The organism is Capsulimonas sp. (assembly GCF_039929585.1).
GTDB lineage: Bacteria > Armatimonadota > Armatimonadia > Armatimonadales > Capsulimonadaceae > Capsulimonas.
On the sequence record NZ_JBDSQY010000061.1, the window covers coordinates 1 to 23428 of the forward strand.

Sequence of the window (23428 nt, forward strand, 5' to 3'; positions counted from 1 at the left end):
GGCGCCGCTGCAGCTGCGCATCACAACCCTGGACTACGATGACTACAAGGGCCGCATCGGCATCGGTAAGGTCAACGCCGGCGTCGTCAGGACGGGGCAGGCGATCACGGTCATCAACCGCGAAGGCGACCATGTTCCTGGAAAGATCGCACAGGTCTTTATCTATCAGGGATTGAACCGCGTCGAAGTCGATGAGGCGGAAGCCGGCGAGATCGTCGCGATCTCAGGCCTGGCCGATGTCAACATCGGCGAGACCGTGGCGTCGCGGGAAAATCCCGTCGCGCTGCCGCTGATGAATATCGACGAACCCACGCTCAGCATGACCTTCGGCGTCAACACGTCGCCGCTGGCCGGCCGCGAAGGGCAGTTCTCCACATCACGCAAGCTGCGCGAGCGGCTGATGAAGGAACTGCAAACCAACGTCGCGCTGCGTGTTGAAGACTCGGAAACAGCGGACCAGTTCACCGTCTCCGGACGCGGCGAGCTTCATCTGGCCGTTCTCATCGAAACGATGCGCCGGGAAGGCTACGAGCTTCAAGTGTCCCAGCCCGAGGTTATCTTCCATGAGGAAAATGGCCAAAAGATGGAGCCGCTGGAAGAAGTCGAGATCGATGTCGCCGAGGAATACAGTGGCGTCGTGATCGAACAGCTCGGTCGCCGCAAGGGCGAGATGCTGGATATGAAGTCTCCCGGCAACGGGACCGTTCATATGCGCTTCAAAGTGCCGACGCGCGGTCTGCTGGGCTTCCGAAACCAGTTGATTACGGAAACGCGCGGCACGGGCGTCCTGAACTCGCTCTTTGGCGGTTACGTTCCCTATATGGGCGACATGACCGTGGAGCGAAACGGCAGCCTGCTGGCGAGCGAATCGGGGATCACCACGACCTTCGGCCTGCAAAACGCCGAGGAGCGCGGAATTCTCTTCCTGCCGCACAATATCGAAGTCTACGAGGGAATGATCGTCGGCAAAAACGCCCGCGATACCGACCTCGAAGTCAACGTCTGCCGCACCAAGCACCTGACCAGTATGCGCCAGTCGGTGAAGGAAACCTTCACCCGCCTGAACCCGCATACGATTATGACGCTGGACCGGGCGATCGAATACATCGGACCGGACGAATTGGTGGAAGTGACGCCAAAGAACATTCGGATGCGAAAGCGCGAGCTGAACCCCGATCAGCGCCGAAAGAACTCGAAGACGCGCGGATAAGGCGTTTCGGAAATTGAATGGGAAAAGGCAGGTGGAGAAATCCACCTGCCTTTTTCGTTGACATGGTGCATTAATCCCTATTAATTCGTAGTCAAAAACACAACGGCAAATTGCTTGGCGTCTATTTTTGTTTTAATCGTAATATTTGCATGCTTGCCATGTATAATGTTAGTATATTATATCTACAGCGCCAAAGCAGTTCAGTGGCGATGGAATAATTGCCGTAATGCACCGCTACGATTTGACCGTCTTTAGAAAGAAAACGAAATGATCTTATCCCAAATGAAAAAAGGTTATGCGCCTCTCGCTCTGACAGCTCTTATGCTGTCCGCGATGGCAGTCGCCACGCCGGTTCAGGCCGCCACCTGGAACGCCGCCGACGACTTCTCCGCGACCACTAATCCGAATGGCGTTTGGAGCTATGCAGGCTCAAACACCGGCACATTCCAGTTCAACAATGTTGAGGGCGGATTGCTGGACGCCTGGCACGCCACACAACCCGGCGACCTCCCCTATGTCGCTCACAATGGAACTGGCGCCGATCAGACCGTTTACACGACGGTTTTTGTACGCGACAACGAACTGACAATGCACCCTGGTTCGACCGGTGAAAAGAGTGAAATCATCTTCACGGCGCCGACGACGGGAACATACAGCGTCGCTGCGGATTTCTTTGGCCAAAGCAAGCCTGGATACCAGTCGACGAGCACAGACGTTCATGTCAACATCAACGGCACGACCTTCCTGTTTGACGACTTTGTGACGACGTTCCAGTCCGGCCCCAGCTATTCGAACGCTTTCCTGCTGCTGAACGCTGGCGACCAGCTCCGGTTCACGGTCGGTTACGGTCCGAACAACGACTACCAGTTCGACTCCACGGGCTTCAACGCGATCATCAGCAACGCGACAAACCCCGTTCCGGAACCGTCCGCGTTCGCCGCGTTCGGCGTTGGAATTGTCCTGCTGGGCGCGTGCTTCTACCGCCGCCGCCAAGTCGCCGCCTAATCAGCGCTGCAACTGACAAAGATCACAAGAAAAAGGAGGACGCTTTTGGCGTCCTCCTTTTTCTGTTTGTTGTCTGCATCCATCTTTTGCCGGGAGTTTACGGATTCACGTATTCAAATCGCGCTTCGATACGAGAGGCCATTCCCTCGAACCATTCGCCGCTGGGGTCAACCAGTGGAAACCACCACGCCGTTGGGCGCAGATTGGTGTGCTCCAGAGACTCTACGGTAAAGAAGGCGTTATGGACGAGGCGCATGCGCGCTCGCTGGGCTTCGACGGCGATCCGCTCCAATGTCGCGCGCGCGGCCAGCGCCTCGGGGCTTCGTTCTAAGAGACGTCTCTGCTTTCGGAACGAGGCGATCAGGCGTAAGGTGGCGTGAATACGCTCCTGTCCCACGGCGATTGGCTCCTCGAACGCGCGCGCGCGTGTGGCTGCCTCGCGGCTCAGTTTCGTTTCGAGCTGTGCGCGCTCGGTATCCGAAAGAGTCTCATATCGGAGGCGCTGCACGATCGGAAAGCTATTTTTGCGCCAATCGTCCCCCATGCGCGCCTCCAAGCGAGTGCGTTCTTCCTTCCACGAGACCATTTCCGAACGGTGTTCTTCTACTCGGCGTCGCAGCACCTCACTGTGCGCGGCGTTCTGGGCGAGCGCCGCCAGCGACTGCTCGTAAGCCGCGCGATGCGCGCTCCAGGCGCCCGGCTCTTTCGCCTCCAAATACGTCAGCAGGTCACGCATCTTTGTCAGCGATTTGATCTCACGCAGGTTTTCCTTCTGCGTCATGACCACGTCGCGCCAGCGCGCGCCGAACTCCGCAGCGCTGACCGTCTCCGCGCCGTAGGCGGCGGCGAGGTGCACGGGCAGACGCAGGCGCGCCGGGGACGAAATGTCCGTGAGCGCGTCCCAAGTACCGTACTCCAGGCGCACGATCGGATAAAGGGCTTGGAGGACGCCGGCTTTGGCGAGCGCGGCGTTGAACGCCGCCGTGCCGCCTGTGTATCCGGACGCCGTTTCGTGGAAGACAACCAGGTGCTCGGCGGCGAGCATGTTGATGAGAGTGATGGCCTTGCCGACGAGCACTGTTCGGCTGCCGTATGCCTCTTCGATAACCCTCGCCAGAGTTTCAAGATCATGCACGGGGGTGGGGGATGTCAGGGTCGCGGGATTGTCGCCAAACTCCAGCGTCACATCCGCGCCGTTGACGCAGATGGTGCCGCGTCCATGACCGGGGACGACCAGATCAAACGGGATCGCGCCCGGCCCAAAGCTGTCCAAATCATAAATGCCGGAGCCGGCCACACAGGCGTTGTAGGCGCGGGTAGCGGCGTCGCGGGTTTTGGGATCCAGAAATAACCCGACAACCGAAAAACGCGGCAATTGATGGGTTTCCGAAGAGAATCGCAGCAGGCGGGTGGTGGTGGTGGTGGAGAAATCAATCGGCGGGCGCTGTAAGAGAAGCTGGTAAAGTTTGGGGAGCAAGTCTCGGTAGAGATCGGTAAGGCTGGTGGTTCCGTCGCACTGCTGGGCGAAGGATCGCGTCCAGTCTTTGATCCGCTCGCAAAGAGCTGCGGCGGACGCTCGGTGATCGGCGTCGTCCAGACAGGAAATGCTTTCCGCAAAAGCGCGGTCCATCTGTTCCAGCAATGCGGGCAGAATGTCGCAGATCGGGATGTCGTGGGCGATGGCGTGGTGCTGCTCGGTGTGCACCAATCCGGTCCAGCCCCAAGCCGCCGTCATTGTCTCGTACAGTTCTGATTTTCCGCCGGGTTCGTGACGCGCGAGCCAGTCGAACGGAACTCCATACTTCATGTACACATGACGGGAGGGGACGCTTTCGCTTCCGAAGAGCGAAGACATTTCCCCTGCCGCGCTCCAGAGGTCACGCGTACGGCCATCATCATGGCGCAGGACCGCAAATTTTTCCTCGGTTGTGATGTGCGCCGAGGTTTTGGCGAAGTAATCGGTGTCGTGGACGCCGCCGATCAGCGCGGCTCCCGGCAGGTAACGATCGAGGATCGTGCGCCAGACCGCTTTGACCGGCTCATCCCAGAGCGCCGTTTGGCCAAGGGCGAGAAATGGGACGCCAGGGTATTGGGAACGGATCGTCTCCAGGAGCGTCGTGACGGACGGGCGCAGCTCGATTTCGACGTTGACGGAAGGCTTAGTCAGCGGCATTGAGATTTCCATTGATCGTTGAACGGTAAGATATCCGCAGAAGCATTTGGATAGTGATATTACAACAGAGAAAAGAGCGACGAAGTTCCGGGAGCGCATCGAAACCCGGAATTAAAATTGTTCGTCTTTTCCGAGGATACCCGGATCGTGGAAGATTTATCCTTGCCGCTGGAGACGACAAGCAATGATGGAACCTCTTCGGCCCCGCGCGCGCTGTATATTTTGCAGAGACGGTGTGGCGCCGTTCTCCACTCGGATTTCCCGAGAATAACCAAAAAGGATCATGAAAGCACCAAAATATTTTCATACGATAAATTGTAAATGGTGCAAAAGAGGTACAATCGTTGCTTTAGTCCTGTTGGTATAGGTGCAAAATAGGATCATTTAGTATCAATAATGGATCAAATTCGCATGTGTTTATTATTTGTAAATAAATATATTGAAATTTAACATGAAAAGACTTGACAGCGCATCAAAGGTATGATAGTATGAATTCGTTAGTCCACTTTCAGCCTCGGCGCGGCGACTATACGCTGCAATAATCCAGGCTGAGACGTATTATTGATTTGTCGGCTAGAGAGGTATTTTCACAGTGCAAACCACCCGAAATTTTAAGGGTTTTACCCTTATTGAGCTGCTCGTCGTTATCGCCATTATCGCGATTCTCGCGGCAATCTTGTTCCCGGTCTTCGCCAAGGCCCGTGAGAAGGCTCGCCAGACCAGCTGCGCCTCCAACGAGCGCCAGGTTGGCCTCGCCATCATTCAGTATGTGCAGGACAACGACGAAAAGTTCCCCGCCGGCTTTGGCTCAACACAGAACGGACAGGGCTGGGCTGGTTCAGTCATGCCGTACGCCAAGAGCACTCAGCTGTTTAAATGTCCTGATGACTCCACGTCTATCAACAACACAAATAACCTGTTCGTCCCGATCTCTTACGCCATGAATTTCAATATGCGTGGTAATGGTCCTTCGGGCTCCCTGGCGTCGCTCAATGCTCCCGCCAGCACGGTTCTTCTGTTTGAAGTGAGCGGATCTCAGGCTCCAATCAACGATCTGCAGGAAGGCACCTCTGGCGCCGCAAATGCGCTTGATACACTCTCTCCTGCCGGAACAGGCCGTACTGCCGGTTTTGCCAACAAGTATGATGGCACCGAGGCTGTCGCCGCTGCTTCGGTCCCTCAGATCAAGTCCCAGGCCGGATACCTCGGTGGTAACACCACCGCCGGCATCGACTTGGCTCCGACTGGTCTGCATACGGATGGCGCGAACTACCTCGCGGGCGATGGTCACGTCAAGTGGCTTCGCGGCAGCAAGGTTTCTTCTGGGATCAATAATACGGATCCGACTGCTACTCAGGATTTGCCCACCGCTGGATTTGCAGCTGGCACGAGCAACAGCAACTACGCAATGACCTTCAGCTCCCTCTAATATTTCGCGCTTCAAGTCAAAACGCCGTCGTATCTTCGGGTGCGGCGGCGTTTTGGCATTTCACAATAAAATTCGTACGATTCGTTTTGATTAACTTGTTATATGCTATAATATTTAATAGCAGGTTTTTATTGAATTTACCCCCCCTTGTTGTTACCGTTTGTAAATTATTGTTCTCGCCGCCATAAGCTATTGTGTCGCCAAATCACTCTATAGGAGTAACAGTATTGTCATCATTTCACATCCGAGCGCGGCTCTGCCACGCTCGGCGCGTTGCCTCGTGCGGCTCCATTCTCTTATCAGGACCTTTCCTCATTACTGCCGGCGTTTTGGCAACGACGATTGGGATCTCTCAAGGCGCTTTTGCTCAAACGCCGGCCACTCCCACGGGACTTGCCGTCACCGGTGGAACCAGTCAGTTGACGCTGACCTGGAATAACACCGCTGGGCTCACTTACAACGTCTACCAATGGCCCTCCACTGGGACCGAGCCCGCCACGCCTAGTTTTACCGGAAAGACCAGTCCCTTCACCAGCACTAGTCTTAACAACGGAACTACCTATTTCTTCAAGATCAGCGGCGTCAACAGCAGCAATGTCGAAGGACCCAAGACAGGATCTGTCCTTGCCGTCCCAGTCGCCACGCCGGGTGGAGTGGCTGCCAAAGCAGGCAAAGGCGTCATTAACATCTCCTGGGGAGCCACCACCGGGGCCTTCCGTTACAGTCTTTACCGATGCGCCACTACTCCCAACACGGAAACGCTGCTCGTCAGCGATCTGAGTTCCCTCAGCTACAATGATACGGCTGTCACCAACGGAACTGCTTACTACTACAAAGTCAGCGCCGTGCGCAAAGATCCGGGAGTTATCGCAACGACCGAGAGCACATTGTCGTCCGAAGTCTCCGCAACACCTCTGGCGACTTTGCCCGCCGCGCCGGCGGGACTGGCCGCTGTTCCCGGTAACGCGCAGGTGCTGCTCTCCTGGGGATCTATCGCTGGGGCGACTAGCTACAAGGTCTATCGCTCTTTGAACCTGAGCGGCGGTCCTTATACACTGGTGACCAGCCCGACCACGACCAGTTACACGGATACTGGAGCGACCAACGGCACAAGCACTAACCCTCGCACCTACTACTATGTCGTCACCGCCGTTACCAGCGCGGGTGAAAGTGGTTATTCCAATGAATCTTTCGCTCAACCCGGAGCCTCGGGAGCGGCCGGCGCTACTCTCTTCTCCGTAGCGGATACGACGGCGGTCAGCAGCCAGCCGACGGCGATCTATGGTTACCATAACCTGATGTATGCGTGGAACGGGGCCAGCACCACCGAAGTGGTCTATGTCAAGTTCGACCTTTCGGGGGTGAGCGGCACGGTGACAGGAGCGACGCTGTCCGTGTACGGTTTGAGCAACGGCGCCAGCGCGACCAATGTCTCCGTCTCTCCCGTCGCGGATACGACCTGGACGGATGCAACGTTGAACTGGAACAACCGTCCGACGCTAGGGGCATCTCTCATTCCGGCGACGAATGTCACGACGGCGGAAACTTACCAAAACTGGAATGTGACCAATTACATTCGCTCAGAGCAGTTGGCGGGCCACACGCTAGTAACGCTGGCGCTGACGCAGGACACGATCGGGTCGATCATCGCGAACTTCCGCGCCCGTGAGTCTGGTACCTCTCCTCAGTTGATCTTAGTCACCACCGGGCCAACGGCGTCGTCCGTTTTGAGTGCGACCGGCGGCCTTGGTCAGGTCAGCCTTTCCTGGAATGCGGTTCCTGGAGCGACAAGCTATAGCGTCAAACGGTCGAATGTAACAGGGGGGCCTTACACGACCGTCGCGGCCGGTTTGACGTCAACCAGCTATGTCAATACAGGACTGGGTGACGGAACGACGTACTACTACGTCGTGAGCGCGACTAATAGCACCGGCGAAGGCGCTAACTCCTACCAGGCCAGTGCAACCACAAACACTGTGACCGCGCCGCGCAATCTGGTAGTGACGCCGGGCGAGCAGCAGGTTCTGCTGACTTGGACGCCAGTGGCAGGACAGGGGTACAACATCTATCGCACCAAGAATTCCGACGGGACTGGTTACTCCAAGATTAATGGAAGTGATCTGGTAACGCCAAACGCTTATATAGATACGGCACTCTCAAACGGAACGACTTACTATTACGTCGTAAAGTTTATCGATTCTGCTAGCATAGAAAGCAATGTATCTAATTTTGTTAGCGCCACACCAATTGTGCAAGATATATATTGGAACATAACGCCTCCCTCCAATCATCAGGCCGTTCCCCCGGTCATTTTAACAAGTGGCAACGCACATATCAAAGCAGTGAGCTTCAGTAACGCCACAAACTTAGCTGTTGCAGCAAATATCTCTGGAGCCACTACGACATCTCTTTCTCAAGCTGCACAAGCAAGTTGTGCGGGAACTTGGACATTTTCTTGGGCTGGGACTGATTGGCCTAGTCTATATGTTCTGCGTCATATCAAACAACAGATATATTCTGCGACTATCAATAATGGTACTGGTAGCGCGGCTGTTTCTGCTACTGGAGGGGGAGCTTTGGTATCTGCTCACTATCCAGTTACCGATACTTCATTGATTTCTGCTCCTTCTCCCACAATTACCTTCGATACATCTGATTTGAACAAGTTTGTTCAAACTTATGATAGCAGCATAGATGTAAAAGGGGCTCAGACATCTGATGGAACCGCAACTGGCTCTATTTCTGGGTGGAACGAGAAGGTACAGTCATTGAACAGTACTCAAACAGCCTATACTAGTCAGTGGTTTCAAACTCATTTCTCTACTCCTCAATCTGTTGTTTTAACATTTACCGTGCCAGTATCAGATGTTACAGTGAACTGCAATATTGGGAATTCAACAAGCAGTGGCGTAGCCTCTGCACAGGCAAGTGTTAGTGATGTTTTTTCAGGGAATTAGGTTAACATTTAACGGCAATATATTGTTGTTATGAAATGATGGAGAATGAAACAAATGAACAAGCGGTTGATTAAATTTTCTCGCAAACGAGTTATTTTTGGAATTTGCCTCTGGATAATCCCCGTAGCGGAATGTGCTCAGCTGCCCACTCACGCGCAAGCTGCAGGACATTGGTCGATTTCGATTACCCCTCAAGCATCCAAAGTTGAGGGACCTAGAAGGGGGAATTTTGACCCTGGATATCCCTCTTTTGCTAGTGTAATGACAGCTACCGGGAGTGGATATGCATCAATTATGACGACTGCTAATGCTAACAATCCAACTCCAACTGTGAAATCTGCTTCATACTCAGCGTTTTGTTCTTGTGGTGTTCTAGCACTATGGATGGATAGTAACGGGAATCAACTTCCTGGATATACAGTCAATAGGACTTTAATTTATGGCGGTGAGGTTGGTTTCATGTGTAGTAATGTCGCTGTTGCAGGATACCAAATAGATAATGTTACTGGTGTCGTTTCGGTAAATGGAAGTGCCAATTCAACTTTATATTCATATATGGGGGGGCAATTCATGCCACTACTTAGTGACCCTAATGAGAATCCACCATCAAACTTGCCTTCAAACGCAATAGTACCGAACTATTTGTTTTCGGCGAGTCCTAATTCCGAGCGACTTGGAGGAGGGATTACAGACATTAGCAATAACTTTCTTAACGGTTCTGGAGCTATGCTTAGAGGGCGTGGAGGTTCTTATGTGGCTGGAAATTACGGAGTTAACATGGACAGTGCACTTGGTGAGTATACGGAAGCACAAGTGTTCCCCGCGAGTTATTGGGCAAACTATCCTGCTGGTGGTATTGGATTTAACGATTCCCTTAACTACCAATCTAGTGCAACCAGTGCAGCTGTTGTAGGTGCAGCAGCTGCAGGATCAATGGGATGGGTATCTCTCACTTGTACCGGCAATTAGACGTGTGAGATTACAGCCTCTTGACTAAAATTTAATTATTGTAAGAGGCTGTAATTTAAAGAGTTTAACCAATGAGTCGTTTTGTGCGAATTAAATCGTATCCTTTTATATATATTGCATGGATTTTTGCTCTCTTCTCGTTGCCTTATTCATGTCAATCTGTACCCTGTAATGCTTCTAATAACTCCGCCTCAAATAGTAAAATATCTTGCAAAGAAATATGGGCCTATAGTGCTAAGCAGCTGCGCTCCCATCCCGTTTGCATGGGCAATACTGTTTTCCTTCTTAAAGGTAATAATGTTGTCGCTCTAAATATGTCAAATGGGAAGGAATTATGGTCACGTGACTTGTCTTCCATTATATGGAATGGTACGAGCTATGACCATATTTTTCCCAGAATATGCTATTTGTCCATTAAAAATGGAACAAACCCCCAAGTGTTGGTGTCCTTATCAGATAAATTTTCCGGGTATTTAATTGCGTTTAATCCAACGAGTGGGAAGATACTTTGGAATTATTCTTCGTTTGCAAGTGCTGATGCTTACGCTAGTCCAAGAGGTCAGATATGTAGTGAGCCTGTAGTTTGGAGAGATCGAGTAATTTTCCGGACGTATAGTGGGCTAACGGCAGTTAAATTAAGCGACGGAAAAGAGCTTTGGAATGTTCCTTTCGATGCAAGCATCAGGATACCTGCTACACCCACTAGCCGCCCCGCTTTGGACAAAAAAACAATATATTTTAACTCTGATTTCGGATTAGCATATGCCTTTAATCCAATGAATGGATCTTTGATTTGGCGTACTATAACTGATGGGATAGATATTAAAAATAGTTCTGGAGTTCGCGATGTCCATATTACCTTTTCCAATTGTTACCCATTAGTAATTGATAATCGTGTTCTGATTGCAGATGGTCTTGGAAATGCGTACGGCCTGAATAAGAATAATGGGGCGATTGTTTGGAAAAAGAAATTCAATTATATATTTAGATACTTTAATATTATTAATAAGCTTTATATGTTAAGCGATAAAGGGTTTTATGAACTGAATGTTAACAATGGAGCTGTTATACATAAATACATTTTCTCTGACGGCTTTCTAAGCTGTAAAATAATAGGGAAATCGGTAGTTCTCATTAACATGCCTCGTGTTACACCTGGATGGCAAATATTTGACATACAACGTTGGGCTGTAGTTAAGACTTACAATGATTTTGCGTGCACATCCATTTCTAATTCAGGAAAAACGATATATTTAGATGGATACATTCCTTCTGACGAAACGCATACGCCACGAATTAGAGCTTACCGAATCAGTGGGTTATAGTGCTCATGAATGTCTATGAAGAATTTAAATTTCCTGTTGTTAATTTCTTATCAAGACCTACATTAGTTATTATGTTTATCCTGGACTTTATCCATTTCTGAAAACGCTGCTCGATCTAAGCCGACAGCTAGCAATAGCTCTCAACAGCATTTATGTGTGTCGCTCTCAAGCATTTACATGCATAAAATCAAGGGTAGTTTTGCGGCGGCGTTTTTGATTCCAATATAATTGAGCGGAAAATCCCTATAAATCTTGCGCCCAGCATTGCTTCAGCGTCTGAACCCCACTGTATTTTTGATCTGGAAGCAGAGTCCATTCGGCCTCGCTGAAGACTAGCACCTCATCGCCGTCACCGACGCTGTCGGATTGCTTCGGATGGGTACTGGCGGTTCCAATGCCCACGACGATATACGACGAATCAAATCGCAAAATCGCCGCCTTCGGACTGCATCGGTCTTTGTCCAGCCGCTCGCCAAGTACTTCCACGCTGGACAGCGTCTTTCCAATCAGATCTTTCCACGGCGCCGTATCCGTGGAGATGAGTTTCGCCAGCGCATCGCTATTCTCCGCACGGACAGAGCGATTGCTGACGATCAGGTGATATTCCGCGCCGTCCGTGTCGAGAAAAATTTCCTTGGCGTCCCAATCGAATTCGATCTCTCCCTGGTCAAACACGAGATGCACCGCCTGACCGGCTCCGTGTTTTTTAGGCAAGTATTTATTGCCGCCGTCGGACGCCAGAACATAATAATTCACCGCGCGCAGCGTTTGGCCAAGAACCGCTTGTAGGGGAGCGGTGATCAGCTGGTCGAACAGGCTGTTGTATTCAAAGTTTGTCATGAGATTGGGTTCGATGATTTCGCCGCGCCGTCGCGGAACTTCGCGCTTCTGATCGTCATTGTACCTTTGTCTGCAAGATGTGGCTTCCGCCATTGCTCGGCGCCTCGCACGTCTTGGGCATCACTTGATCATTGGAGAACGTTATGACCAATAAGCCCGAACTCAAAGTTACGATCGCGCACGATTATCTCTGCCCTTGGTGCTGGATCGGCGTGATGCAGGCGAAACGCCTCAAGGAAGAATTTCCTCAGATCCGACAGGAATGGGTGGGATATGAGCTGCTCCCCGAGGCACTTGGTCCGCTGCCGGACTATACTCCTAAGCCCAGTGACCCGAACGAGCCTCCGGCTCCGCCGTCGCGCCTGGATTTGCTGGCGGAGCTCGACAACATTCCCATCCCCAAAGATCGAACGATCGGTATTATTCGCACGCATAATCCATTGCAGGGCGCCGAATATGTGAACGAGCACGCGCCTGACCGGTTCGATGAGTACAACGAAGCCGTGTATCGCGCGTTCTGGGAACGATCGGAGGACATCTCGGACCTCGGCGTGCTGGCTGGCATCGCCGCAGGGATTGGAATCGATCCCAAAGATTTCACGGATAAACTTGCGGCCAAGGCGTATTCGAGCAAGATCGTTGAGTTTGACGACGACGCCTATGCGGCGGATGTCACCCATGTGCCCACGTTTATCTTTCGGGGGGAGCGCTGCGCGGAGGCGCCGTACTCCACCATTCGTGAGATGGCGCTGCGATATTTGGCGTGGAACGACAAGAGCTGAATTTTTTTCTCCCCGTCTCCGTAAAATTGAATAGCAACTCTTTCGAAAACAGATCGCTCTTTGCCGAGGAACAAGGTAAACTTTCTCCATAGAGCCAAAAACTGTACAATTTCATGGTTCCATACATTGTGGTTTGTTTTCGAAAGAGTTTTGTACGGAGGATTGTCTGAATGAATAAACAATGGCCGAGCTTGCCGGCCGTTTTACTGTTGTCGTCGGTTGCGGCGCTGTCGCCGATGAGCGCGTTTGCCGCCGATCCGCCGATGGACGCGCCGCGCGCCGCAGTGATGCTGCAAACGGATTTCCCCGTCTTTGGAGTGACCGGGCGTGTTTCCCCCAAACAAATCGCCGCGAACCTCACCGCCGCCGGCATCCACACGGATCTGCTCGACGCAAATGCGCTGGGCGATCCCGCGAAGCTGAATAGCGGCCGCTACGCCGTCGTCGTGATGACATATGGAAACAATTTTCCTAAAGAAGCGTTCGCTAACTTGCAGGCGTATCATAAGTCGGGCGGCAGCTTCGTGCTCACCGGCATTCCCTTCACACACCCTATCAAGCGCGTGAAGGATAAAAAGGGCAATTTGAGCTGGTCGGATACTGGGCACGACCCGAAGGCGGCGCTATTTGGCCCGACTGGAATAGGAGTCGGCGGGTTCACGGACCCTTCGGAGCTGGACACCACTCTCGCTCCCAACGATCCGCTTGGCCTCAAGGATTTGGGTCGAACTTGGTCGGGGTCAGTGCAGATGCTCGACCCTACGACCCTTCCCGCAGACGATCAGGTAATCCCCATCCTCGTGCAGGGCACGCAGCCCGTGTCCGCCATGATCGTGCACAACGGCGTCGCCTTCAAGGGCGCCGTCGATGTATGGACCACGCATCCCAATACTGGCGACTTGGAAGCGTATGATACCGAACAGATGATCACGCGCGGCGTGGTTGCGATCTTAGCGCAAAAAAAATTGCTGCCAGAAGATAAGATCGCGTCAGCGATGACGAGCCTCAAAAACGTCGCCCTGCCGAAGCAGTACACGGACCTCGTTCTGCCGACGCCGCCCCGGCCGTATGAAACTTTCCAGCCGCGCAGCAATCCTCCGGCAGAGCATCTTTACGTCGCCGATGTGCGTAAGATCAGTTCGGAAGAGCGTTTGCTGCTGAGCACTCTTCAGGGAATTGTCAATCGTACTCAGCCACGTATCTACTTGATCTTCCGTGATAGCGACGAGTTTTGGCTCAAAAAATTGCAGGAGCAGGGGACGACTGGTAAACCGATCAAAGTTCGGCGCCCGCTTTCGCTTCTCACAACATTCAAGGACGACTACAACGGCGCTGTTGTTACAGACCCAAATGTGTATGTCAGCCCGCACGTGGCTGTGGACATTGCCGGGCTGGAGGATCAGGTCGTCGCCACACCGGAACTGGCGGAGCGGCTGAAACTGAATATCAAGACGGATCTTCGCGGGAAGTTCAAAGACAACGCCGCCGCGTATCGCTACGTGCGCACCGATCTTCTTCCGCGCCTTAATCCTTATCTCTCGATTTCTTTGGATGCTCCTCTAGACTCCGGCGCGATCGATCAGATCGTCGCGGCGCGCGGTCAAGCGCTGTGGGTGACGGGACCGAAAGAACAGGACAAGCCAGGGGCCAATGAGAACGCCGAAGTCGCGGAAATCGAAGCGATCTTCGCGGAAATGCCGCTGAACTCGGTTGTGCGCGGCTATTGGTACAGCGGCGGCGACAGCAACGGCCTGGACGAAGGTCCCGGTGTTTCGCTGGCGTCGCGCTTCGGCAAGGTCACCGTCGTCTCGGACTATGTGTCAAACTTCACCGTCTTCAGCGGCGCTCCCGTGAAGACCTACAAGCAGAAGCGCAATCCCGCGCCACGTCTCGACCTTTCCAAAGTCTATGTGGCGGTGACGGTTTCGGACGGCGACAATCTCTGCACCTGGGAGAATAACTTCCAGGAGTACTTTAACGATCCACTGCACGGAACATTCCCGATCGGCTGGGGCATGGGACCGACCTTGATCGATGTCGCTCCGAACATGGTTCAGTGGTACTACGATCACGCCACGCCCAACGACGAGTTCCTCTGTGATGTCAGCGGCGTCGGGTACATCTATCCTCCGGACTGGGCGAAGGCGCTGAAGGATCGCGACGGCGCGCTGAGTTCATTCTTCGGCTGGACGGCGAAGTATATGGACATGCTGGATATGAAGTCGATCCGGCACATGAACGTCCGCGCCTCCGACATTGCCGAAATGGGCGTACAGCTTCCGAACACGAAGTTCTTCGTTCCTGATTATGGCTTCGCCGGTGAAAAAGGCTACAACGCCATGACCTACACGCTGCCGACCGGGCAGTCGGTCTTCCGAACCGTGACCGGAGGCAACCCGCGTGAGATGGCCGCGCAGATCAAAGACCGCGTCGGCGCTCAGCGTCCGGCGTTCGTAAACGCCTTCATGGTGAATTGGGGAAATAGCCTCAAGGATATCAAGAAGGGGCTGGACGACCTGGGTCCGAACTACGTGGCGGTGACGCCTTCGCAGCTCAACGACCTGTACAATCAGGCGAAGGCCGTGGGGCTGGCGAAGTAGAACCCCATCCCCTCAACTCGCCTAGGCTCGTTTGTCCCCTTTCCCTGCTAAAGGCCCTTCGGGCGGGAAAGGGGATGTTCATCATTAAGGTCCGCACGAGTTGGTCGTAATCTACGAACAAACAAAATTGGCTCGTCATGATATCACCATGACGAGCCAATTTGCTTTGCTTTTACCCCACGTAACCCTCGTGCGGCATATAATTACGAACGCCCCCTTTCCCGCCCGAAGGGCCTTTAGCAGGGAAAGGGGGAGGCCGAAGTTTACTTCGGCGGGGAGATGGGGCCACCCACCATCTCCAATATCCTCTCCGCCATCTCTTGTTTGCTCATCTTCGGCAGCGGCGTTTGTGCGCCATCCCGCGAAATCAGCGTCGCAATATTCGTATCGGCGTCGAAGCCGGCCCCCGCCGCCGTAATGTCGTTTGCGACGATCCAATCCAAGTTCTTCCCCTGCAGCTTCTTCTGTGCATTCGCCAATAAATTCTCGGACTCGGCCGCGAAGCCGACCAGTGTTTGATCCGGCCGCTTCGACTTGCCAATCCACGCCAAAATATCTTCGTTTTCCACAAGAGCGATCGTCGGCGCCGAGCCGTTCTTCTTGATCTTCTGAGGGGAAATCGTTTCTGGGCGATAGTCGGCCACGGCGGCGGCGGCGATGATGATGTTCGCAGTTTGGACATGCGCCTGGACAGCGTTGATCATCTCCCGAGCAGTCTCCACGGGGATGGTTTGGACGCCGATGGGGGCGGGAAGGGCGGTGGGACCGGAGATGAGGGTGACGGCGGCGCCGAGGCGGCGGGCGGTTTCGGCGAGGGCGTAGCCCATTTTTCCGGAGGAACGATTGGTGAGGTAGCGGACAGGATCGATTGGCTCACGGGTGGGGCCGGCGGTGATGAGGACATGCTTGCCGGAAAGGGGCTGTGATCCGCGCAGGACGGATTGGATAGCGGCTTCGATCGTCATGACGTCAGCCATTTTGCCGACGCCCTCCGTGCGGCAAGCCAGCATTCCAGTGACGGGCTCGATGAACTGGTATCCGTACTTCGAAAGGGTTTCAAGATTGGCCTGGGTTGCCGGGTTGTTCCACATACCGGTGTTCATGGCGGGCGCCAGCAGCACCGGAGCGACGGTCGCCATGACGGTCGCGGTGAGCATGTCGTCCGCGAGGCCGTGGGCGAGGCGGGCGATGCAGTTCATGGAAGCGGGGACGATGGCGATCAGGTCGCAGTTACGCGCGAGCCAGATGTGTGCGATCTCGCCAGGAAACGGTTCGTCGAAGGTATCGATGGGGCAGGGGTGGCCAGTGAGGGCGGTAAAAGTGGCAGGACCGACGAAGCGCGCGGCCTCGGCGGTCAGCACAGGGTAAACGTCAACACCGCTTTTGACGAGCTTGCTCGCAAGGTCCGCCGCTTTGTAAGCGGCGATCGATGCGGTGACGCCGAGGACGATACGCTTGGGCCTGTTGGGGTCATTCATCGATTTGCACCGGGAGGCGCGGCTCCCGAGGGCGCTGAATGCGGCAGTGCCGGGCAAGGAGAATGGCGCGGATCGCTTCCACGGCGTCCGGCACGGTATCGTTGGTGACGGCGTAATCGTAGTAGTCGCGCTGCGCCAGCTCGCTGTGTGCGTTCAGCAGGCGCTTTTTGATGGCGTCTTCGCTTTCACTTTTGCGGCCGCGCAGGCGGCGCTCCAGCTCTTCAATAGACGGCGGCTCTAGAAAGATCAGGACGGCGTCGGAAAGCTTTTTCTTGACCGCGAGACCGCCCTGGACATCGATCTTCAGAATGATGTCCACACCCTGCTGACGCTGCTCCTCCACCCATTGGCGCGGGGTGCCGTACCAGCTGTCGTGGACTTCTGCGTACTCAAGAAACTCATCTCGGGAAACCATCTCGTAAAATTCGGCCGAACTCACGAAGAAGTAATCCACGCCGTTCTCCTCCATGGAGCGGCCTTCGTCCTTGGGACGCGGAGCGCGGGTCGTGACGGTGACGGCTTTGCGGATGGGGTGGGAGCCGCCGGGCGTCATCAGGAGGATGTCGAGAACGGTGTCCTTGCCGACGGCGGAAGGGCCGGAGACGACGACCAGGAGGCCGGACGATGCTTTGGCGACGGTCATGGATTTAGTCCTCTTCCGCTTCGTCGTCGCTTTCGGGCGCCATCGGGCTGCCCGCGAGGCGCTTGGCCAGGGTTTCCTGGGAGAGCGCGGAGGTGGCGAGGTTTCCGCCTTCAAGGAAGATCAGGCTTTTGGTCTTGCGGCCCTGAGTGGCGTCGATTAGACGGCCCGCCTTACGAAATTCTTGGACGAGGCGCCGCATCGGCGCGGAATCGCTGGAAACGAGGGCAATGACTTTGTCGATAATGACGTAATTGTAGAAGCCGACATTGAGTGCAACGGGCTGCATGCGTAGCTCCTTAACGAATGGACCGGAAATAGAGATGGAGTTCGCGCCAAACAGGCCGGTCGGCGTCAACCGTGAAAATCGCTGATTGAAAGAACGCTGACAGATTATAGCATGGCTGGAATCACGGAGTCAAGAGATTGCGCTTGCTTGCTACATTCTGATTTTACAATAAAATCAGAGGACTGTCTTTCTTGGTCTGGCTAGCTGAATGATCGGACGAGGTTCAGGTTTCCGTCACTGCCGTATACCAGAAGCAGGGCGCCGTCAGGGGAAGGCTCCGCGTTGCGGATCGTCGAGATGAGGCGCTTGGGAGAGAAAAGGCGGCCCTTGCTGTTCACGTTATAGAGAGTATTCTCGTCCATCGAAACGGCGATCCGTGAACCGTCGGGAGCGACGCTCACCAGGCTTGGCCGAAAAAACACGGGGCCTCCGGATCGCAGGTATTCTTTTCCTGTATTGTCCAGCAGAACCAGCTGACGCTGCTCCACAACACGGTCTCCTTGGACGATATTCTGCACGTAAGTCAGGGCGACGTAGTGTCCGTCGGCGGTGATCCGTGCGCGGAGGCGGGAAGTATCGCCGCCGAGCGAATATGACCACAAGGGCGTCCCGTCTCCGCCGCGTCGCCACATATAAAGCACACCGTCGCTATGATGAATATTCGAGTAGGAGACGCCGATGATGGACTGCCCGTCCTGGGAAATCTGCGCATCAAAGAGACGGTTCATGACCGCGCGGCGCTGGGCGGTGTCCTTGGGATATTTCCAAAGCGTCTCGCCTTTGAAGTTATAGCAGGCAATGCCGCTATCGTCCCATGTCCCTGCGACGACGCACTGCGATTTGGCGTTGACCTTGACGGAATTTCCGACGCCGTCCAGCGACCATTGCCGGCACGAAAGCGTGGGGCGTAGCGTGAACAGATACAGGGAATGGTTGCCGGTGACAACGGCGGCGGTATTGCCGTCCTGCGACATGGAGACGTCCCATACGGCGCCGTCCAGCGTGCGGCGCGTGACGCTGTCGGCGTGGGCGCCGCGTACGATCGTAATTGTCGGGCGTGTGGGATTGAGTGGGGCATAGGAGATGACGGACTCGCCTCCGGCGGCGACACACGCCTGAGCGGCGCCTGGATCCGAGATGCTCCAGATCTTCTTTCCGTTCTGGTGGCGCAGTGTGAGGCTTTCTTTGTTGGATGTCACTACAACAAAAAAGGCGTTGTCGGCGGAAATGGACGCCGACCGGAAGTTTGCGATCGCGAGGGGCTGCGGCCAAACTGAGGTGAAGCTGGGAGCGGCTTGTGTTTGTCCCTGCGCTTGTGCGGCCAGGCGTGTAAACGGCTTTCCGGAGCGCTGCCAGAGAGCGTTTGCGCCGAAGATTAATCCGACCGCGATGGTGCTGACGATCCAGCGCTGGACTATCACCGTGTAGAGCCTTGCCCGATCATGGAAAGGAAGTAACGATGCACGCGCGCATCGCCGACCAATTCCGGATGAAAAGCCGTCGCAAGGATATTGCCTTGCTGAACAAAGACCGTTTTGCCTTCGTACTTGGCCAGAGCGACGACGCCGTCTCCGGCCTCGGAGATATAGGGCGCCCGGATAAAGAGAGCGTGCAGCGGCGTATCGCTCACTTCCGGGGCGTTCACGGTCGTCTCAAAGGAATCTGTCTGCCGTCCGAACCCATTGCGCGTGACGGTGACGTCAAGCAAGCCCAGCGTTGGCTGTCCGCCGCTCTCTCCCGTCCCGGCGGCGATCCGTTGGGACAGAAGGATCAATCCCGCGCAGGTGCCATAAATGGGCTTACCCGCTTCCGAGGCTTTTTTAATCGCATCGTCCATGCCGTATCGGACCAGCATCTTGCCGATGGTCGTGCTTTCGCCGCCGGGGATTACGATGGCGTCGGCCTCTTCGATTTCGTGGGGAAGCCGCGCCGTCGTGGCGTCGGCGTCCAGGCTCCGGAGCATTTCAATATGTTTCGCATAGTCGCCCTGCATAGCGACGACTGCGATTTTTGGCGTGTGCGGCATGGCGCCGTAAGTATCCTTATTGATCAAGAAGTTGGAATGGCTGTATTTTACCACATTCTCCCAGCGATTGGCGGATTCCAAAGTGTAATCCTCTTGGGCGGCGCATTGCAGGCAAGCGGCCTCTATGGTAAGATAATGTCATGTATTCTTTTACTTTTCGCTCGCTCGCGCTTGTCTCTCTCGGCGTATTGATTGTGCCCGCAGCCCAAGCCGCCAGTCATAAACCGGCGGTGAAACGGCCGGCTCCTCCAACGGCGCATCGGATTCTGCTTCCCGAATATACGCCCGTCCGTCTGCGCTTGATGCAGGATCTCAAGTCCGGAGATACTCCGGAAGGTGAGATCGTTGCTTATGAAGTCGTGCAGAATGTCTACGCCCCCGGTCATATTCTTGTGATCCCGGCCGGGGCAAAGGCGTTTGGCCGGGTGCTGGCGTCCAAATCGCATAACTCCATCGTTTTGCCGGGTAGGCTCTCATTCACATGCAACTACATCCTGGCCCCGGATCAGACACGTGTTCCTGTTCGGGCGGGTGGGGTAGCGAAGGGAACCTTAGGCATGAAAGGGCTGGCTGCCGATCCATTGAAGTTCACCGGCGGGGTCGTCAACTTCGCGCTGAAAGGCGGCGAAATTTCGGTGAGCCAGGGCCAGATGTACCTGGGTTACATCGACCAGCCCACAACGCTCTTTCCCGCGCCTTTGGAAACGAAAGGCGTTGCGAACGGCTTTGCCGCGAACGAAACGATCTTTACTCTCAATAACGGGGCGGAGGTTCAGGGCAAGCTTGTCTCATTCGACGGCCGCACCTACAAGGTGCAGACGGACGCCAAGATGGAGACGCTGGCTGCTGAGAATGTCGCTTCGACGCGCCGCGTCAAACCCGGCGCGCGGGAGTACGTTCCGGACTCGCCGCAAGCCGTGCGCGGCGGCCCCGAGATCGAGGGCTTGCCTCGTCCGGTCGAGATCACGCGTATCGACGCCAAAGTGGAGTATGGGATGCTGCTCGGGTACGACGGATACATTTACGTGCTCAATACTTTCGATACGGTCAAAATGCTTGAAGCGGACGATGTCCAATCGGTTCACTTCCAGGGCGGCGTTCATAAAAAGCATGGTCCGCTGCACGGGCGCTGATTAGGCGAAGTGGCCGCGAGTGTCCGGCGCGTCGTCGTCCCAGGCGCTGGTTTGCCAGTTGTCTTTTGCGTCCGGCTCGGCGATCCAGTGGGGAAGCGAGTAAAAGAAGTTCTTGCCCAGCGCGTGGACATAGGGTTCGTAAAGCGATCGCAGCTTTTGCAGTTTCTTGTCCGCGTCTTCCCCCTCACGCAGCGGCGCGCCGGCGTCGGCTAGAATCTGGCGTACTTCCCGCAGCCGTTCCGGCGGCAGTCTGTCCTCGGGGGGATCGGACGGCGCTTTGTTGAAGACCAGCGAGATATCTACGGCGGCGTGACGGGCCATCGCGAAGGTCAGGCGCGCCTGAGTGGGTTTGACGCCGTCCACGCCGACGATCAGCAGCGAACAAGTATCCATGATCAGCGTCAGCGTCGATAGCCACGAAACGCGATCGTGCTGCGATCGATAGTAGGCCAGGACTGGGTAAGACAGCTGGCTCTCCAGCAGCTCCGCCGACCAGTGCTCCCATTCTTTCAATAGCGCGTCCAGCGCGGCGACATTGTCGTTGACCTGATACCGGCGCAGCAGCTCCGCAGCCGCCGGAGGCGTGCCCGCGCGTGCGTCCAGCAGCGAGATGGTAATTTCCCGCTTCGAAAAGACTTGATAGAGCACCGGCAGGTAGCCGATGACCAGGGCGAAGAACCCTAAACCAACGCCGGACTCGATCACGGCGCTGAGCCGCCCATTCGACGAAGCAGGCGTGACATCTCCATATCCCAGCGTAAAGAACGTCGTGCCGCTCATGTAAAGATGCGTCCGATACGACTGCGAATGCTCTGCGTCATTCATCGGCACGCCAAGAGCCCATTGGAGTGTCCCGAATGACAGGATCAACCCAAAGGCCCAGATCGCCATCAGGATCGGCAGCGAGATCGGTCCAAAATAGCCTAAAAACGTCTCACGCTTTTCGGCGCTTCGGATTCGCTTGGCAGTAAATGTCCAGAACTCCCATCCGTATCGGTAGAGCAGACGCGTCATGCGCAGGTTCCTCGAGACGGTGCGCGGCAGTACGATCGTTTCAAACGCTTCCCACAGAATATACGCCAGACAAATGAGGCTCAGGACACACGCGACGGTTCTCATATGGCTATTATACTGGGCGTCCGTGTCTCAGCGCTCCTTGACTTGGAGTGGGGGCGGCGGCTACAATACTACCGAGATAATTATGAGCATATTGACCGTTTCGGATTTGGAAAAAGGCTTCGGCGTCGACTTATTGTTCCGTGGAGTGACCTTCAGTATCGCCGCCGGCCAGAAAATGGGCCTGGTTGGACGCAATGGCTGCGGCAAGACGACCTTGCTGCGCATTTTGATGGGACTGGAAACCCCGGACGCGGGCCGGGTGAATCTGGCTACGGGCCGCCGTCTAGGCTACCTTCGGCAGGAAGCGCCGGTGCACCCCGAGCACACGATCTGGGAGGAAGTACAGCAGATTTTTGAACCGCTGCGCGAGCTGGAGGCGTCACTTCAAGTGCTGGAGCATGAGATGACCGACGCCGTCACCGACGAGGCGCTGGAGCGGGTGATGGCCCAGTACTCCGACATGCGTGACGCCTTCGAGGCCGCCGGCGGCTACCACTACTCCAACGATCTGGAAATGGTGATGGAGCGCCTTGGTTTTACCGAGGCCGATCACAGCAAACTCGTCGGCTCATGCTCCGGCGGCGAGCAGACACGTCTGGCGCTGGCGAAGATCGTGCTCTCCAAGCCCGACATTTTGATCCTCGACGAACCGACCAACCACCTGGACATCGGAGCGACGGAGTGGCTGGAAGGCTTTCTCAAGAACTACGAGGGCGCAGTTCTCCTGGTCAGCCACGACCGGTACTTCCTGGACGCCGTCACGGATACGATCGGTGAAGTCGAAAACCAGAAACTCTCTGTCTATCGCGGCAACTATTCCCACTACCATCAGCAGAAGCAAGAGCAGCTCCAGCGCCAGCAGGATTTGTACGAGATCCAGCAGGCGGAGATCGCGCGTCTGAACGACCTGGTCAAGCGCAACATGGCCACCAACGCCACGCAGGCGCATCTGCGTCTGAAGACACAGGGCCGCCTTGAGCGCATGGAGAAAGTCGACAAGCCCAAGACGGACACCAGCAGCATGCACGCGCGCTTCGACGCCGCCAGCGCCGGACGGGTGGGGCGCGAAGTCATTCAGATGGAAGACCTCGCGAAGGCTTACGGCGACCGGACGCTCTTCTCCCATGTGAACGCGACCGTCGAGCGCGGCGACCGCGTCGGTCTGGTTGGCCCCAACGGGGCGGGTAAGACCACGATGGTCAAAATCCTGCTTGGCCTGGAAACACCCACGCAGGGCCTGATCCACTTCGGTCACAACGTACGCCTCTCGTATTTCTCGCAGCACGCTACGGACAGTCTCGACACCAGTCTCTCGGTTCTCGACACCGTGCTTGGCTCGGCGGACATGACGAGCACCGAAGCGCGCAACTACCTTGCGCGCTTCCTGTTCATGGGGGACGACGTCTTCAAGCAAGTCGGCATGCTGAGCGGCGGCGAGAAAAACAAGCTCGCC

General features: G+C 55.3%; 18 protein-coding genes. 10 read left to right on the plus strand and 8 right to left on the minus strand.

Translation table 11 applies throughout. The annotated features are described in order from the left end of the window. Together ABIZ35_RS04075 and ABIZ35_RS04080 are read left to right on the plus strand one after the other, a co-directional pair. Positions 1 to 1210, plus strand: a 1210-nt coding sequence (locus tag ABIZ35_RS04075; protein WP_348218594.1) for an EF-Tu/IF-2/RF-3 family GTPase, incomplete at its 5' end; no start/stop codon positions are given. Between the two features lie 267 nt (positions 1211 to 1477). After that, positions 1478 to 2215, plus strand: a complete 738-nt coding sequence (locus ABIZ35_RS04080) for a PEP-CTERM sorting domain-containing protein (protein ID WP_348218595.1) — start codon at positions 1478 to 1480, stop codon at positions 2213 to 2215. 97 nt (positions 2216 to 2312) lie between these two features. Here ABIZ35_RS04080 and ABIZ35_RS04085 read toward each other — a convergent pair whose 3' ends face one another. Then, positions 2313 to 4388, minus strand: a complete 2076-nt coding sequence (locus tag ABIZ35_RS04085; RefSeq protein ID WP_348218596.1) for a hypothetical protein — start codon at positions 4386 to 4388, stop codon at positions 2313 to 2315. Between the two features lie 592 nt (positions 4389 to 4980). Between ABIZ35_RS04085 and ABIZ35_RS04090 the strand changes: the two genes are divergently transcribed. The 4 genes from ABIZ35_RS04090 (at position 4981) to ABIZ35_RS04105 (ending at position 11068) form a co-directional block, all read left to right on the plus strand. Beyond that, on the plus strand, positions 4981 to 5817 hold the full coding sequence (locus ABIZ35_RS04090; RefSeq protein WP_348218597.1) for a DUF1559 domain-containing protein: 837 nt from the start codon (positions 4981 to 4983) through the stop codon (positions 5815 to 5817). A 419-nt stretch (positions 5818 to 6236) separates the two neighbouring features. After that, positions 6237 to 8774, plus strand: a complete 2538-nt coding sequence (locus ABIZ35_RS04095; protein WP_348218598.1) for a hypothetical protein — start codon at positions 6237 to 6239, stop codon at positions 8772 to 8774. A 45-nt stretch (positions 8775 to 8819) separates the two neighbouring features. Then, positions 8820 to 9743, plus strand: a complete 924-nt coding sequence (locus ABIZ35_RS04100) for a hypothetical protein (RefSeq protein ID WP_348218599.1) — start codon at positions 8820 to 8822, stop codon at positions 9741 to 9743. 71 nt (positions 9744 to 9814) lie between these two features. Continuing rightward, entirely contained in the window at positions 9815 to 11068 is a 1254-nt protein-coding gene (locus tag ABIZ35_RS04105; protein ID WP_348218600.1) for a PQQ-binding-like beta-propeller repeat protein, read from the plus strand. Positions 11069 to 11311: 243 nt separating this feature from the next. On the opposite strand, the gene ABIZ35_RS04110 is transcribed toward ABIZ35_RS04105, so the two are convergent. After that, positions 11312 to 11908, minus strand: coding sequence for a hypothetical protein (locus ABIZ35_RS04110; RefSeq protein ID WP_348218601.1), 597 nt, complete (start codon positions 11906 to 11908; stop codon positions 11312 to 11314). Between the two features lie 143 nt (positions 11909 to 12051). Between ABIZ35_RS04110 and ABIZ35_RS04115 the strand changes: the two genes are divergently transcribed. Both ABIZ35_RS04115 and ABIZ35_RS04120 read left to right on the plus strand, forming a co-directional pair. Further along, complete coding sequence (locus ABIZ35_RS04115) at positions 12052 to 12690, plus strand: DsbA family protein (RefSeq protein ID WP_348218602.1); 639 nt, start codon at positions 12052 to 12054, stop codon at positions 12688 to 12690. Positions 12691 to 12860: 170 nt separating this feature from the next. Next, complete coding sequence (locus ABIZ35_RS04120) at positions 12861 to 15290, plus strand: GxGYxYP domain-containing protein (protein WP_348218603.1); 2430 nt, start codon at positions 12861 to 12863, stop codon at positions 15288 to 15290. A gap of 263 nt (positions 15291 to 15553) precedes the next feature. On the opposite strand, the gene coaBC is transcribed toward ABIZ35_RS04120, so the two are convergent. From coaBC to pdxT, 5 genes are all read right to left on the minus strand, one after another. Then, positions 15554 to 16768: a bifunctional phosphopantothenoylcysteine decarboxylase/phosphopantothenate--cysteine ligase CoaBC gene (gene coaBC / locus ABIZ35_RS04125; protein WP_348218604.1), complete on the minus strand. Its 1215-nt coding sequence runs from the start codon at positions 16766 to 16768 to the stop codon at positions 15554 to 15556. Then, positions 16761 to 17411, minus strand: coding sequence for a guanylate kinase (gene gmk / locus ABIZ35_RS04130; protein ID WP_348218605.1), 651 nt, complete (start codon positions 17409 to 17411; stop codon positions 16761 to 16763). The genes coaBC and gmk overlap by 8 nt, the downstream gene beginning before the upstream one ends. A gap of 4 nt (positions 17412 to 17415) precedes the next feature. Further along, on the minus strand, positions 17416 to 17697 hold the full coding sequence (locus ABIZ35_RS04135; protein WP_119324571.1) for a DUF370 domain-containing protein: 282 nt from the start codon (positions 17695 to 17697) through the stop codon (positions 17416 to 17418). 200 nt (positions 17698 to 17897) lie between these two features. Then, positions 17898 to 19118 carry a hypothetical protein gene (locus ABIZ35_RS04140; RefSeq protein ID WP_348218606.1) on the minus strand — a complete coding sequence of 407 codons (1221 nt, stop codon included), beginning with the start codon at positions 19116 to 19118 and terminating at the stop codon, positions 17898 to 17900. Beyond that, positions 19115 to 19804, minus strand: coding sequence for a pyridoxal 5'-phosphate synthase glutaminase subunit PdxT (pdxT, locus tag ABIZ35_RS04145; protein WP_348218607.1), 690 nt, complete (start codon positions 19802 to 19804; stop codon positions 19115 to 19117). The genes ABIZ35_RS04140 and pdxT overlap by 4 nt, the downstream gene beginning before the upstream one ends. A gap of 59 nt (positions 19805 to 19863) precedes the next feature. On the opposite strand from pdxT, the gene ABIZ35_RS04150 reads away from it, so the two are divergent. Then, positions 19864 to 20856 (plus strand): hypothetical protein, encoded by a 993-nt coding sequence (locus ABIZ35_RS04150; RefSeq protein ID WP_348218608.1) that lies wholly within the window; start codon positions 19864 to 19866, stop codon positions 20854 to 20856. Here the strand turns inward: ABIZ35_RS04150 and ABIZ35_RS04155 are convergent, their stop codons facing one another. After that, a complete protein-coding gene (locus ABIZ35_RS04155) occupies positions 20857 to 21975 on the minus strand; it encodes a potassium channel family protein (RefSeq protein ID WP_348218609.1) in 1119 nt (372 codons plus the stop codon). 82 nt (positions 21976 to 22057) lie between these two features. Between ABIZ35_RS04155 and ABIZ35_RS04160 the strand changes: the two genes are divergently transcribed. Further along, positions 22058 to 23428: ABC-F family ATP-binding cassette domain-containing protein (locus tag ABIZ35_RS04160; protein WP_348218610.1), on the plus strand; the 1371-nt coding region annotated here is incomplete at its 3' end.

What these genes read in the sequence shown, in the direction of transcription:
- ABIZ35_RS04080 (WP_348218595.1), top strand. Translation starts at nt 1,478, where the DNA reads ATGATCTTATCCCAAATGAAAAAAGGTTATGCGCCTCTCGCTCTGACA.
- ABIZ35_RS04085 (WP_348218596.1), bottom strand. Translation starts at nt 4,388, where the DNA reads ATGCCGCTGACTAAGCCTTCCGTCAACGTCGAAATCGAGCTGCGCCCG.
- ABIZ35_RS04100 (WP_348218599.1), top strand. Translation starts at nt 8,820, where the DNA reads ATGAAACAAATGAACAAGCGGTTGATTAAATTTTCTCGCAAACGAGTT.
- ABIZ35_RS04105 (WP_348218600.1), top strand. Translation starts at nt 9,815, where the DNA reads ATGAGTCGTTTTGTGCGAATTAAATCGTATCCTTTTATATATATTGCA.
- ABIZ35_RS04110 (WP_348218601.1), bottom strand. Translation starts at nt 11,908, where the DNA reads ATGACAAACTTTGAATACAACAGCCTGTTCGACCAGCTGATCACCGCT.
- ABIZ35_RS04115 (WP_348218602.1), top strand. Translation starts at nt 12,052, where the DNA reads ATGACCAATAAGCCCGAACTCAAAGTTACGATCGCGCACGATTATCTC.
- ABIZ35_RS04120 (WP_348218603.1), top strand. Translation starts at nt 12,861, where the DNA reads ATGAATAAACAATGGCCGAGCTTGCCGGCCGTTTTACTGTTGTCGTCG.
- coaBC (WP_348218604.1), bottom strand. Translation starts at nt 16,768, where the DNA reads ATGAATGACCCCAACAGGCCCAAGCGTATCGTCCTCGGCGTCACCGCA.
- gmk (WP_348218605.1), bottom strand. Translation starts at nt 17,411, where the DNA reads ATGACCGTCGCCAAAGCATCGTCCGGCCTCCTGGTCGTCGTCTCCGGC.
- ABIZ35_RS04135 (WP_119324571.1), bottom strand. Translation starts at nt 17,697, where the DNA reads ATGCAGCCCGTTGCACTCAATGTCGGCTTCTACAATTACGTCATTATC.
- ABIZ35_RS04150 (WP_348218608.1), top strand. Translation starts at nt 19,864, where the DNA reads ATGTATTCTTTTACTTTTCGCTCGCTCGCGCTTGTCTCTCTCGGCGTA.
- ABIZ35_RS04155 (WP_348218609.1), bottom strand. Translation starts at nt 21,975, where the DNA reads ATGAGAACCGTCGCGTGTGTCCTGAGCCTCATTTGTCTGGCGTATATT.